This window comes from Actinophytocola sp., from assembly GCF_036555685.1.
Lineage (GTDB): Bacteria > Actinomycetota > Actinomycetes > Mycobacteriales > Pseudonocardiaceae > Actinophytocola.
The window spans coordinates 24,689-38,467 of sequence record NZ_DATBKY010000292.1; the positions used below are offsets into that span (position 1 = coordinate 24,689).

Genomic DNA, 13,779 nt, shown 5'->3' on the forward strand with positions numbered 1-13,779 from the left:
CGTGGGCGCACAATGGCGCGCATGAGCCACGAGGTCGATCCCCGGGTGGACGACTACATCAACCGGCTGCCGGACTGGCAGCAGGAGATCTGCCAGGAGGTCCGCGACCTGGTGCACGAGGCGGACCCGGAGGTCGAGGAGACCATCAAGCGCACGGTCCAGCCGTACTTCGTGCTGCAGGGCAACGTGTGCGCGCTGCTCGCGGCCAAGACACACGTGAACGTGTTCCTCTACGACGGCGCGATCGTGCCCGACCCGGAGGGCATCATCACCGCCGGCCACGACAACAAGACCGCGCGGACGGTGGCCGTCCGCCAGGGCGAGCCGATCAACAAGCCCGCGCTGCTGGCCATGTTCCGTCAGATCATCGCCAACAACCGGGCGGGCGGCTGGCGCAAGCTCAAGCGCGAGGCCGGCCGGTCGTAGCCGGTCAGACCGGACGGTCGAGGTCGACGGTCACGGTGACGCCCGACGTCGAGGTGAACGTCGCCGTGCCCTCCCCGCGGGCGATGTCGACGAACGGGTTGCCCTCGGACAGGTAACACACCCACACGAGCTCCCGCTCCGCGTCGAGGCGGCCGAAGAACCCTTCGGACCCGTACGCGCCCTCGCCGCGGACCAGGAACCCGGCTCCGCCGGGCAGCTCCTGCTCACCGGTGACGTCGACCGTGGCGAGCCACTCCGGGTCCTCCTCGAGCAGCTCGGCCAGGTCGAACTCCTCCACCGCCACCAGGCGGTCGCCGCTCACCTCGACCGCGACCGACCGCCCGTCGGCGTAGAAGACCGCGTCCTCGATGGGCAGCCGGCCGGCCTTCCACAGGTCGTCGATGGGCGCGGTCATCAACGCCTCCTCCGTCCTCGCCCGCCACAGGCGCCGGGCGGCAGCGCGGTCGGCCGGTCGCGCAAGCCCTGGTCGGGCACCGGTTCCCCGTTCGGCCCGCGGTTTCGTGGGTCGCGGTAGCGATCCTGGAACTTCTGCGCCCAGGTCTTGCGCGTCGGCTGGCCGGTCTGCGGGTCCGGGAACACGTCGTTCGGGTTGACCCGCTCCACGCGCACCGGCACCCCGGCCTCGCGCGCCGCGTTGAGCCGGCGGTTGTCGTAGCTGACCAGCTGGCCGTCGACCTCCATGACGTGGATGGGGCTGCGGTCCCAGTCCCACTCGCCCGCCCGCATCGCGTCCGCGTAGCTGTTCTCGGTCACGGTGCGCTGGGAGAAGTTGATGTCTTCCGGATCGAGGAACTCCTGGCCGTTCGACTCGGTCAGGCCCAGGGCGTCGGTCCAGCCGGTCGGGTTGTGCACGTAGCCGTGCGGCGAGGGACCGCCGAAGAGGCCGAGCGGGTCCGGGCTGACGTAGCTCGCGGAGACCGGGTCGTAGTGGCGCAGGTAGTTGTAGTGCAGGCCGGACTCGGGATCGAAGTACTGGCCGGGGAAGCGAAGCGGCGTGCTCGCCGTGCCGGCCCCCACACCGTCGCCCCACAGGTTTGCCCGCCCCTGCCAGGCCACGGTTCCGTGCTCGTCGACCAGCTCCGTCGGCGTGCCGACGATGTCGGTGACGATCGCGTAGAACCGCTGGTCGACCCATGTCTGGTCGGCGGTGCGCACGCGCTCGGTCTGTGCCAGCGGGCGGAACGACGCCGTGTCGTACTCCCACGACGTGGTGTGGCCGGCCGAGTGGGTCTGCTCGACGAGCACCGAGCCGTCCCAGGCGAAGTCGATCCGCTCGGCCACCGAGCCGTCCGCCGCGTGGCGCTGCTTGGCGATGCGCCGGCCCAGCGGGTCGTACAGGTAGGTCCACCGGACGCCGTCCGGCGTCGTCACGCCGACCAGCCGGTCGTCGGAGTTCCACTGGTAGCGCCAGAGATCCGGCTTGTGCGACAGGCGCTTGCGGCGCCGCAGCACGACGCGGCCCTGCCGGTCGTAGGAGTAGTCGGCATCACGGGCGGTCATCGTCAGCGTGCCCGCGGACGTGGCGTCACTGGCGAGGTTGCCGGTGGCGCTGTAGCCGTACCGCTCCGTCCACTGCGGACCTTCGACCGAGGTGACCCGGCCGAGCCGGTCGAGCCCGTAGCGGCGCGGCGCGACCGCGTCGTCCACTGCGGACAGCTCGGCACCCTGGTAGTGGTAGCCGCGCCGGACGACGGCGCCGCCGCCGCTCGCGGTCATCGCCTGGTTGACCAGCCGGCGGTTGACGTCCCAGGCCTGGGTCAGCACCAGGTCGTCGACCTCGCGGCCGATCTCCTGGCCCGCCGCGTCGTAGCGGAACGACATGGTGTGCCTGCCGACCGCCACCTGCGCCGGCCGGGACGCGCCGTCGTAGCCCCAGCGGCTCTCCATGCCCGTCGGCGTGCGCCGGCCGATGCGCCGGCCGAGCGGGTCGTAGGTCGACGACACCGTGCGGCCGTTGACCGTCTCGGTCAGGACGCGGCCGGCGGCGTCGCGCGTGAAGGTGAGCTCGGCACCGTCGCCCGTCGCCCGCTCGATGCGGCCGACGAGGTCGTAGGAGTAGCGGGTGTGCACGTCCGGACCGCGGCGCTCGGTGATCCGGCCGAGCGCGTCACGGGTGAGCCGCACGGTCTGCCCGGCGCCGTTGGTGCGCTCGACCAGCCTGCCCATCGCGTCGTGCCGGTAGGTCAGCTCGCGGCCGTTGAAGTCGCGTTCGGCCACCACGTTGCCCGCCGCGTCGTAGGTGTACTCCCACGTCAGGCCGGCGGCGTTGGTGACCGAGACGAGTTGCAGCGCCTCGTCGTAGGCGAAGCGGAACGTGCTGCCGTCCGGCCGGGTCTCCTCGGTCGGCAGGTTGAAGTGCGTCGTGCGGGTGCGGGTCACGTTGCCGAGCGCGTCGACGTGCTCGACCTCGTTGCCCTCGGGGTCGTAGCGCCAGCGCTCGGTTCCGCCGTCGGGCCGGGTGAGCGACAGCATCCGGCCCTCGACCGTCCACGCGCAGCGGGTGATCCGGCCGAGCGGGTCGGTGACCGCGGTGACGCGGCCGAAGATGTCACGGTCGTAGCGCGTGCGCGCACCGTTCGGATCGACGACCGCGAGCGGCAGGCCGGCCGGGTTCGTCTCGATGCGGCGCACGTTGCCCAGCGCATCGGTGATCGCGACGCGGTGGCCGTGCTCGTTGACGGTGTACCGGGTGACCACGCCGGTCGGGTCGGTGTCGGTGACCAGGTTGCCGCGCTGGTCGTACTCGTGGCGCCAGGTCGCGCCGTCCGGGGCGACGAACGCGGTGACGCGCCCGGCCGGGTCGTACTCGGCGAGCGCCTGCGCGCCGTCCGGCCGGGTGGTGGCGACCAGGTTGCCCGTGTCGTCGTAGGTGAACCGGGTCGTGTGCCCCAGCGGATCGGTGCGTGCGGCGAGCCGGTTGTCGCCGTCCCACTCCTGGGTCGTCGTGTGGCCGAGCCCGTCGGTGATCTCGACGACCCGGTGGTGCTCGTTGATCCGGTAGGTGGTCGCGTTGCCGAGCGCGTCGGTGAACGTCGTGCGGTCGTCGGCGTAGGTGAAGGTGCCGTTGAGGAACCCGCCGGAGCCCTCGTTCGCCACGCAACGGCCCTGCGCGTCGTACACGTAGCGGTACCACTCGCCGTTGCGGTCGGTCCACTTCGTGAGGCGCCCGGCGTGGTCGTAGTCGAAGCGCATCGGGCGGCCGGAGGAGTTCGTCACCTCGGTCAGCCGGCCATCGGTGTCGTGGGCGTACTGCACGAGGCTGACCTCGCCCATCCGGAACCCGGCGAGGTGGCCTGCCGCGCGGACGGCATCGAGCCGGTAGCCGCCGGAGTGCCGCACGGCCGTCACGGCACCGCCCGCGTCCCGGTCGAAGTCGATGCGGTTGTCGTTGTCGTCGGTGATCGCGGCGAGCGGGCAAACCTGCTGCCCCGCCGGGAAGTGCAGCGTCGTGACCGACCCATGTGGACGGATGACGTACTCGTTCGCGGTGCGCGACAACGCCCACCGGGGGCCGGCGACGGGGAACACGGCCTCGAGATCACCCTCGGCCGGGTCCGGGTAGACGAGCGTCATACCGTCCTCGGCGAGGAAGATCACGCCCTGCCCGTCGACCTCGAGCCGCTGGTCCACCGTCGATGCCCAGGTGCGGCCGAACGAGATTCCGGCGCGGTAGGAGGACACGTGCGTGCGGCGCAGCGCGAGTGGGAGAACGCCCGGCAGCTCGATGTCGTCGTGGGCCAGCACCATGTCGCCGGTCACGACGTCGATGGGGTCGTTCTCGCAGACCCGCTCCTCCTCCGGGACGGACTCGCGCTCCGGGTCCTTCGGGCGGTTCGGCGAGTCCGATGTGGATGGTGAGTCGCCGTTGCGGCTGCCCGCCGGCGTGGTCGACCCGTCCGGGCCGGTGCCGTCGGGGTGTGTCCCGGACGGCGTCGTGTCGGGCGCGTCCGGTGCGTGCGTGTCCGGCGCGTGCGACGGGGAGGTGGCGCTGCTCGGGCTGGTGGTGCCGGGCGCGTGGCCGTCGGCGCGGCGGGTGAGCTTGGCCAGCTTCTCGAAGATCTCGTCGAGCTTGTCGATGATCTTGCGAATGCGTGGTGAGACGTTGCCTATGGTCTTGACCAGCTTGCGGACCACATCGGCGACCTTGTTGACCACCTTGGTGATCGCGGCCGTGGCCTGCGCGACGACGGCCGGGGTGGCGAGTCCGAGCGTGGCGGCCACCTCGGCGGCCCAGGCGATGAGCCGGCCCACCAGCTCGCCGACCATGTCACGGATGAACTCGCGGACGAACGCGACGACTTCGCCCATGATCATGACGCCGGCGGAGATGCCGTCCGCCAGCGTGCCGGCGCCGGCGAGCGCGTCGGCCGTCTGCGTGGCGTGGCCGCGGTAGCTGTCGGCCGCCGTGCCGGTCCAGCCGGCGGTTCCGCCGGCCGCCTCGGCGCCGTACTCCTGCACGACGTTCTCGACCTCGGCCGCGACGTTGCCCCAGGTCTCGGAGAACGACCGGATCACCGGCGGGTCGCCCGCGAACCAGTCCAGCGCCTCCTTCAGCGGCCGGACGTGCTCGATCAGCCAGGACACGCCGTACGACGCGAGCGTGCCGAGCGGGTCGATCACCATCGACAGGACCTCGAGGCCGGCGCCGAGCACACCGAGCCCGGCCTCCACCCAGCTCCCGTCGGACACGCCACCCGCGATGTCGACGCAGGCCTCGGCGATGCCGATGCCGGTCACCGCGTTGGTGGTCTCCTGTGGTGCCGCGACCAGCGGGTTCCCGTCCGGCATCTACATCTCCCCCTCGATGGTCCGGAACCGGTCCTGCTCGGCGGTCTCGGTCGTGCCGTAGTCGCGCGCGGTGTCCCGCACCTTGCCCGCGATGTCGGCCATGGTGTCCGCCCCCTGCCGCAGCGCCCGGACCCCCATCTCCTCGAACGGCTGGAGCATCGCCGCGAACGGCTGGCACACGACGCCGAACGCGTCGTTGTTCATGGTCACCGTGTTCGCCGCGTCCACGGCCGTCCGCAGCCGGTCGGTCAGGCCGTCCACCTTGCCCGCGTGCCCCTCGAGCTCGCCGGTCAGTACGTCGTAGCCGTCCGCCATCGTTCCCCTCGCGCGCTCGTCGCCCAGCTCGGCCGTCGGTGGGACGCACCGGAAGCCACCGCGGTGCCGTCGTCGCCGAAATTCCGTGCACGCCCCGACGTGCTCGACCCGCGACACCCTATCCGGCCCGGGCCGGTCGACGGGCGCGTTCGCGGCAGGTCGAGCAGGTGTGGTCGTCAGAGGCCGACGCGCACTCGACGGGCATCGGGCTGCTGCTTGCAACGGGTTCCCGGCGCTACCCGAAGCTCCCGCGGTCGTGAGGTCAGCGGATCCGCCTGCCGGTCTCCGCGCAGGAGTAGCCGCCCAGGTCCTCGACCGCGGTGCGGAAGCCGGGGCTCGACAGGAGATCCCACAGCGGCGCCAGCAGCGGGTCGTCGATGTCGCTGACCACCAGGTCGTACGGCTCCTGGGCGACCGGTACGAAGTCGAGACCGAAGGCACGTGCCGCGGCGAGGATGCCCATGCCCACGTCCGCCCGGCCCGCTGCCACGGCGGCCGCCACCGCGAGGTGCGTGTGCTCCTCGCGGGCGTAGCCGGGCACGTCGGCGGGGTCGATGCCCCGCCGGGCGAGCTCGTGGTCGAGCAGCGCTCGGGTGCCGGCGCCGCGCTGGCGGTTCACGTAGTGCAGGTCCGGCCGGGTCAGGTCCTCGACGCCGGTCAGGTCCAGTGGGTTGCCGGGTGCGACGATCAGCCCCTGGTCGCGGTGCACCAGCCGGACCACTGCCGTGCTGCCGCCCAGCAGCCGGTCCACATAGGGCAATGTGTACTCACCCGTGGCCGGGTCGAGCAGGTGTGAGCCGGCCAGGTGGCACAGGCCGTCGCGCAGGGCAACCAAGCCACCGAGCGAGCCGACGTTCGACGACGCCAGCGTCATGAGTGGGTCCCGCGCGCGGAGGGCCGACGCGGCGAGGTCGAGGACCAGGTCGTGGGAGCCGATCGCCACGATGGTGCGGTCGATCTCGGCCAGGCCGCGCAGGAGCTCGATCCGCACCTTCTCCCCCGCGTGGTGACCTTCCACCCCGGACGGGACGACCAGCAGGCCGTCGGCGCGGACGAGGGACGTGAGCACGCCCGCGCCGCGCGGCAGCGGGGTCGCGACGACGCGGTCCCGGACGCGGCCGAGCCGCACGCGCACCCAGTCGTCCATGCCGATGGTGGACGGCAGCTTGCGCGCCAGGTGGGCGGTCGTCGACGGGCGCTCGCGCGGCGCGGCGCCCTCCAGTTCGGCCAGCGCCGGTGCGGCGAAGATGTCGAACGTCAGCGCCGCGGACACCGGGTAGCCGGGCACGCCGACGACCGGTGTCCCGTCGACCGCACCGAGCACGACCGGGTGGCCGGGCCGCACCGCGACCCCGTGCACCGCAAGGGTTCCCGCGTCCGCGACGACGCGGGCGGTGTAGTCGTCGCGGCCCGCGCTCGAGCCCGCGATGAGCAGGACGAGGTCCGCCTCGGCCGCGGCGGCGCGCAGTGCCGCGGTGATCAGCGCGGGGTCGTCCGCGACGATGTCGGCGACCCGCGCCTCGCAGCCGACCTCCCGTGCCTGGGCGGCAAGCATCAGCGAGTTGGTGTCGAGGATGTCGCCCGGCTCGAGCTCGCTGCCCACCGCGCGGATCTCGTCGCCGGTCGGGATGATCGCCACCACGGGCGGCCGGCGCACCGCGAGCGACACGACACCCGCGGCGGCGCAGGCCGCGACATCGACCGGGCGCAACCGGTGGCCGGCCGGCAACAGCAGCTCGGCGGCGCTGATGTCCTCGCCGATCGAGCGCACGTGCTGGTACGGCGGGACCGCCGCGCGCAGCTCGGCCTTGCCGTCGACCGCGCGGTGCACGTGCTCGCGCATGACGACCGCGTCGTAGCCGGCGGGCATCGGGTCGCCGGTGTCGACGACCTCGTAGTCGGCCAGCAGGACCGGCGTGGTCTCGGTCGCGCCCACGGTGTCCGCGGTGCGGACCGCGATCCCGTCCATGCCGGCCGAGTCGAACGCGGGCGAGGACCGCGCCGCCCACACGGGCTCGGCGGTCACGCGGCCCACCGCGGAACCGACCGGGAGCCGGACCACGTCGATCCGGGCCGGGCAGCCCGCGGCCGCACGGGCCTCCCGCCACGCGGCGATCGCCTGCGCGGCCGGCACGTCGGAGACGAACGGGCTCTCCGGACCTTTCGACACAGGACTCATCGGTACAGGACGACCTCGACCTCCGTGCCCCCGTCCAGCCCGGTGGCCGGCTCGGGGATGCGTACGTAGCCGTCCGCGCGGGTCAGCACCGACAGCAGCGCGGACGGGCCGAACAGCGGCTCGGCGACTCCTTCGTGGACGGTCACCTGCACGATGTCCAGCCGGCCGCTCGCCGACGCCAGGTCGCGCGACAGCCGCGCGCGCGTGCTCGGTACGGGGGGTGGAGCGTCGCAACCGGACAGTCGCCACAGCAGCGGGATGCCGACCTGGCCGAAAACGACGAGCGCGGACAGCGGGTTGCCGGGCAGCCCGATCAGCGGGATCCCGCCGCAGTCCGCCAGCAGCGTGGGCTTGCCCGGCTTGATCGCGAGCCCGTGGCACCAGATCTCGCCGACGGAGGCCACCGCGCCCGCGGTCTCGTCGCGGGCGCCGACCGACGAGCCGGCGGACACCACGACGAGATCCGACTCCGGCAGCACCTCGGTCAGCCGGGACTTCAGCGCGCCGGGCTCGTCGTCGACGATGCCCGCGAGCACCGGCTCTCCCCCGGCGTCGGCGACCAGGCCGGCGAGCGCGGACGCCGTCGCGTCGCGCACCTGGCCCGGTGCCGGCGACACCGTCGAGGGTGGCACGACCTCGTCGCCGGTCGAGATGATCGTGACGCGCGGCCGGGCGTGCACCGGGACGGCGGTGACCCCGGCGGCCGCGAGCAACCCCAGGTCGGGAGCGCGCAGTGGCCGGCCCGCCGGCACCAGCGTGCCGCCGGCCGCGACGTCCTCGTCCGCCCGAACCACCCCGCCGCCGGGCGCGACCGGCCGGGTGACCTCGATCGTGCCGGGCATCGTCTCCGCGGTGTACTCGACCATCACCACCGCGTCCGCGCCCGCGGGCAGCACTCCTCCGGTCGGCATCGCTACGCAGCCGCCCGGGCGGACCGCGACCGTCGGCTCGGCGCCCATCCGCACAGTGCCGAGCAGGTCCAGATAGGACGGCAAGCCCTCGGAGGCGCCGTACGTGTCGGCCGCGCGCACGGCGAAGCCGTCCACTGTGGAACGGGCGAAGCCGGGCAGCGGCGCGGCCGCCGACACCGGCGCCGCGGGCACCCGGTGCAGGGCCGCGGCCAGCGGGACGTCCTCGACGGGCGTGCGGTGCGCGGGGCGGAACCCCGCAAGGGCTTCGGCGACGGTGCGGGTGGAGAAGAACTCGCGTCCGCTCACCTCGGCGGCTGCCCCCCGTCACCCTCGGGACGCGGCTGCGGGCGCGCGGCCGCGCCGCCCTTGTCCAGGCCCAGCACCGAGACCACGGGTCCGAGCGCGACCTGGCCCAGCCCGCAGATCGACGTCTTGCGCATGGCCTCCTCCAGCTGCAGGACCCGCCCGCGCCGCGCGTCGTCGAGGGGCGAGCCGGCGTCCAGCACCTCCCGTAGCAGCGTGTGGGCCTTTGTGGACCCTACCCGGCAGGGCACGCACTTGCCGCAGGACTCGTTGCGGAAGAAGCGGAGCACGTTCGTGGACGCGGCCAGCAGGTCGGTGCCCTCCGCGAGCACGACGAGCGCGCCCGAGCCGAGCATCGTGCCGGCCTTGGCGAGCGTGCCGAAGTCCAACCGCAGGTCGAGCTGGTCCGCGCCGATGAAGTTCGACGACGCACCGCCCGGCTGCACCGCGCCCACCGCCCGGCCGCCGGACACCCCGCCGGCGACGTCGATCAGCTCGCGGACGGTCGTGCCCATCGGCACGCAGTACACCGCGGGGTTCTCGACGTGGCCGGACACCGCGAAGAACTTCCAGCCGACCGACTCGCCGGCGCCCTGGTCCTGCCACCACTGCGCGCCGCGCTGCAGGATCACCGGCACGTCCGCGAACGTCTCCACCGAGTTGATCAGCGTGGGCCGGCCGTGCAGGCCGTAGGTGCCCGGGAACGGCGGCTTGTTCCGTGGCTCGCCGCGGTGGCCTTCCATGCACTCCAGCAGCGCGGTCTCCTCGCCGAGGATGTAGCCGCCGGGCGAGACGAAGATCTCGAGGTCGAGCCGGCGGCCGCTGCCGCACGCGTCCGGCCCGATGACGCCGCCCGCTCGGAGCGCCTCGATCTCGGCGCGCAGGGCCCGCTCCTCGGGGCCGTACTCGTGCCGGATGAACACCCAGCCCTGCTCGGCGCCGACCACGGCCATGCCGAGCAGCAGCCCCTCGAGCACGAGGTGCGGCTGGTCGGCCAGGATCTGCCGGTCCTTGAAGGTGCCCGGCTCGGACTCGTCGGCATTGCAGATCGCGTACTTGACCGGGTCGTCGGTGCCGGCGACCAGCTCCCACTTCTTGCCCGTGGGGAAGCCGGCGCCACCCATTCCGCGCAGCCCGGACTCCGACAGCGTGGCCACGATCTCGTCGGCCCGGAGCTCGCCGCGCAGCAGCGCACGCAGGGACGCGTAGCGTTCCGCGACGCCCGTGCCGGCCGGGTACGGGTCGTTCGGCCACGGGTCGGTCCGGCTCGGGGTCGCGACCGGCTCGCCGACGCCCTTGTCGCGGGCCGCGGTCACCAGCGAATCCACATCGGACATCGCGCCGGGATGCTCGTTGACCGACGCGGCCGGCGCCACGTCGCAGCGCCCGAGGCAGGACACCTCGACGAACTCGACGTCGGTGTCCTCGCCGTACCGCGCGCGCAGCTCCGCGATCCGGTCCTCGCCGGACCGCGCCCAGCAGGACAGGTCGTGGCAGACGTGCAGCGCGACCTTCGCGGGCGGCGTCGTGCGGAAGTGCGGGTAGAACGAGATGAGCCCTTCGATCTCGTACCGCGGCCGCCGTGCCTCGCGGGCCAGCTCCTCGAGCTCCTCGCGCGGCAGCCAGCCCAGCCGGGCCTGGATCGCGTTGAGCGCGGGGATCAGCGACGGACCGGGGAACTTCCCGGCCCGCGCCTCCACCCCAGGGACGCGGCGCGCCCTCGCCTGTGCCGCCCGCTCGGGACTCAACATTCCGCCTCCCCGGAACTAAACCTTGTGGTCACCATCGTTGGTTCCGTCCAGTTCGGCACCTACTGTGGCTGGGTTGCGCCCCGTTCCCCTCGGGTGCGGTCGACGGCCACGGGACTTCATTCCTGCGCTCCCAGGACGCTTGCCGTTCCGTTCTCTGCGTGGTCGGCGCCCAGGGCCTCGACCTGGATCGCGCAGAACTTGAACTCCGGAATCTTGCCGAACGGGTCGATCTCGTCGATCGTCAGCAGGTTGGCCGCCGCCTCCCGGAAGTGGAACGGGATGAAGCAGTTGCCCAGCTGTTCGCGGTGCGAGATGCGCACCCGCAGCTCGATCACCCCGCGCCGCGACCGCACCCGCACCATCTCGCCGTGCGCGAGGCCACGGTCGGCCGCGTCCTTCGGGTGCATGTACACCTCGGCGATCGGCGAGATCGTGTCCAGCGCGTACGAGCGGCGCGTCATCGACCCGGTGTGCCAGTGCTCGAGCAGCCGGCCGGTGTTGAGCACCAGCGGGTACTCCGCGTCCGGCAGCTCCTTGGCCGGCAGCCACTGCGCCGGCACCAGGTGCGCGAGCCCGTCGTCGGTGTTGAACCGCTCGTCGAACAGCACCACGGTCCCGTCGGTGTGCTCGGGGTCGGCGTTCGGGTACAGCTTGCCGGAGAGCCCGAGGTTGCCGTGCTGCAGGTTCGCGTACGACGGCATCAGCGCGACCATCTCGTCGAACACCTCGCTCGCGGAGGTGTAGGACCAGTCGAGCCCGACGCGCTGCGCGATGTCCTGGATGACCTCCCAGTCCACTCGCGCCTGGCCCGGCGGGTCCATCACCTTCCGGCCGAGCTGCACGCGGCGGTCGGTGTTGGTGTAGCTGCCGTCCTTCTCCAGGTAGGACGACGCCGGCAGGATCACGTCGGCGAACTCGGCGGTCTCGGTGAGGAAGATGTCCTGCACCACCAGGAAGTCCAGCGCCGCGAGGGCCTTGCGCACCTTGTTGATGTTCGGGTCGGACAGGAACGGGTTCTCGCCCAGCATGTACATGCCGCGCACCCCGCCGGGCTTGAGCACGGAGCCGATGATCTCGGTGACCGTCAGGCCGCGGTTCGGGTCCAGCTTCGTGCCCCACGCCTGCTCGAACCGCTCGCGCGTCCCGTCCTTGTCCACGCCCTGGTAGTCCGGGTAGAACATCGGGATCAGCCCGGCGTCCGAGGCACCCTGCACGTTGTTCTGCCCGCGCAACGGATGCAGCCCGGTTCCCGGGCGGCCGACGTTGCCGGTGATCGAGCACAGCGCGATCAGGCAGCGGGCGTTGTCGGTGCCGGTGGTGTGCTGGGAGATGCCCATCCCCCAGTAGATGACGGCCGCGCCCGCCTCGCCCCACACGCGGGCGACCTCGCGGATCAGGTCGGTGTCCACGCCGGTGATCTGCGCGGCGCGCTCGGGTGGGTAGTCGGCGACCGTGCGGGCCAGCTCCTCGTAGTTCGACACGCGCGCGGCGATGAACTCGCGGTCGATCAGCCCGAGGCGGATGACCTCGTGCATGAGCGCGTTGTAGAACGCCACGTCCGTGCCGGGCTTGACCTGGCAGTGGTAGTCGGCGTGCTCGGCGACCGTGCTCGCGCGCGGGTCGACGTACACGATCTTGGTGCCGCGCCGGCGGGCCTGCTTGAAGAACGAGCTCGCGACCGGATGGTTCGCGGTCGGGTTGGACCCGGTGATGATCACGACGTCCGCGTTCGCCACGTCGCCGTAGGTCGTGGACACCGCGCCCGAGCCGACGCCCTCGAACAGCGCCGCGACCGACGAGGCGTGGCAGAGCCGCGTGCAGTGGTCGACGTTGTTCGTACCGAACCCGGCCCGGATGAGCTTCTGGAAGAGGTAGGCCTCCTCGTTGGAGCACTTCGCCGAGCCGAAGCCGGCGATCGCGCCCGGCCCGCCCTCTGCGTGGATCTCCTTGAGCCGCCGGGCCACCAGGCTCAGCGCCTCCTCCCAGGTGGCCTCCCGGAAGTGCGGCAGGACCTCGTCGTAGTCGACGAGCCCGCCCGGCTTGCGGCGGCCCTTCTTGCCGCCCTTGCCCCGGCCACCACCGCTGCGGTCGCCGCCCTCCAGGCCACGGCCGCGGTCGTTGTACATGTCGCCGCGGACGTCGGCGGACAGCGGCCCCTTCGGGTAGGAGTCCTCGCGGCGGATCAGCGGCACCGTGAGGCGTTGCGGCGAGGCGGCGTAGTCCCAGCCGTAGCGGCCCTTCACGCACAGCCGGCTCTGCGAGCCCGGCTGGTCGCGGCCTTCGGCGAAGGCGATCGCGCCGCGCTCGCGGTCCACGTAGTAGGTCAGCGCGCAGCCGACGCCGCAGTACGGGCAGACGCTGTCGACGGCGTCGAGCTGCTCGCGCGGCTGGATCGGGATGTTGTTGATCGGCTTGTTGGTCAGCGCGCCGGTCGGGCAGGCCTGCACGCACTCGCCGCACGTCACGCAGGAGCTCGCGCCCATGGGGTCGTTGAGATCGAACGCGATGGTGGTCGAGTAGCCCTTGCCGGAGCGGCCGATGACGTCGTTGCCCTGGATGTCGTCGCACGCGCGCACGCAGCGGTCGCAGAGGATGCAGGCGTCGTGGTTGACGTCGATGACGGGGTTCGACGAGTCGTGACCGCGGCCCGAGCCGCACGGCAGGTCGGTCGTCTCGCGGGCGACATCGAACCGGTCGGCCAGGTCCAGCAGCATGTTGTCGGCCGTCGTCGTCTGCTTGGGGTCCTCGGCGCGCGGCGGCTGGTCGGAGATCAGCAGCTCGGTCAGCACCGCCCGGTTGCGCTCGATCTCCTCGGTCCGCGTCTTGACGGTCATCCCGTCCTCGCACGGCCGCACGCACGCGGCGGCGAGCACGCGCCCGCCGGTGTCGACCACGCACATGCGGCACACGCCTACCGGGTCGTAGCGCTCGTTGTGGCACAGCACCGGGATGTCGACACCTACCTGCTTGGCGGCGTCGTAGATCGTGGTGCCCTCCGGCACGGTCACGGACCGGCCGTCGATCTCGGCGGTAACGGTCCGCACCGACGTCTCCGGTTCCTCAAGAGTCGTCATGTCGCTCCGTT

Annotated in this window: 8 protein-coding genes; 1 reads left to right on the forward strand and 7 read right to left on the reverse strand. The window is 72.5% G+C overall.

Going from position 1 to position 13,779, the window contains the following annotated elements:
* Nucleotides 1–21 precede the first annotated feature (21 nt).
* A complete protein-coding gene (locus tag VH969_RS29735; RefSeq protein WP_331980265.1) occupies nt 22–426 on the forward strand; it encodes a DUF1801 domain-containing protein in 405 nt (134 codons plus the stop codon).
* A 4-nt stretch (nt 427–430) separates the two neighbouring features.
* Here VH969_RS29735 and VH969_RS29740 read toward each other — a convergent pair whose 3' ends face one another.
* The 7 genes from VH969_RS29740 to fdhF form a co-directional block, all read right to left on the reverse strand.
* A complete protein-coding gene (locus VH969_RS29740; RefSeq protein WP_331980267.1) occupies nt 431–841 on the reverse strand; it encodes a hypothetical protein in 411 nt (136 codons plus the stop codon).
* Nucleotides 841–5,235: a DUF6531 domain-containing protein gene (locus tag VH969_RS29745; RefSeq protein ID WP_331980269.1), complete on the reverse strand. Its 4,395-nt coding sequence runs from the start codon at nt 5,233–5,235 to the stop codon at nt 841–843. Before VH969_RS29745 ends, VH969_RS29740 begins: the two co-directional genes overlap by 1 nt.
* Nucleotides 5,236–5,550 (reverse strand): type VII secretion target, encoded by a 315-nt coding sequence (locus VH969_RS29750; RefSeq protein WP_331980271.1) that lies wholly within the window; start codon nt 5,548–5,550, stop codon nt 5,236–5,238.
* Between the two features lie 262 nt (nt 5,551–5,812).
* The gene (locus VH969_RS29755) at nt 5,813–7,720 is read right to left on the reverse strand and encodes a molybdopterin biosynthesis protein (protein WP_331980273.1); all 1,908 of its coding nucleotides are present in this window, start codon (nt 7,718–7,720) and stop codon (nt 5,813–5,815) included.
* Between the two features lie 5 nt (nt 7,721–7,725).
* Nucleotides 7,726–8,946, reverse strand: coding sequence for a molybdenum cofactor synthesis domain-containing protein (locus VH969_RS29760; protein WP_331980275.1), 1,221 nt, complete (start codon nt 8,944–8,946; stop codon nt 7,726–7,728).
* Complete coding sequence (locus VH969_RS29765; protein ID WP_331980277.1) at nt 8,943–10,694, reverse strand: NAD(P)H-dependent oxidoreductase subunit E; 1,752 nt, start codon at nt 10,692–10,694, stop codon at nt 8,943–8,945. The genes VH969_RS29760 and VH969_RS29765 overlap by 4 nt, the downstream gene beginning before the upstream one ends.
* Nucleotides 10,695–10,810: 116 nt before the next feature.
* Nucleotides 10,811–13,768: a formate dehydrogenase subunit alpha gene (gene fdhF, locus VH969_RS29770; RefSeq protein ID WP_331980279.1), complete on the reverse strand. Its 2,958-nt coding sequence runs from the start codon at nt 13,766–13,768 to the stop codon at nt 10,811–10,813.
* Nucleotides 13,769–13,779 lie beyond the last annotated feature (11 nt).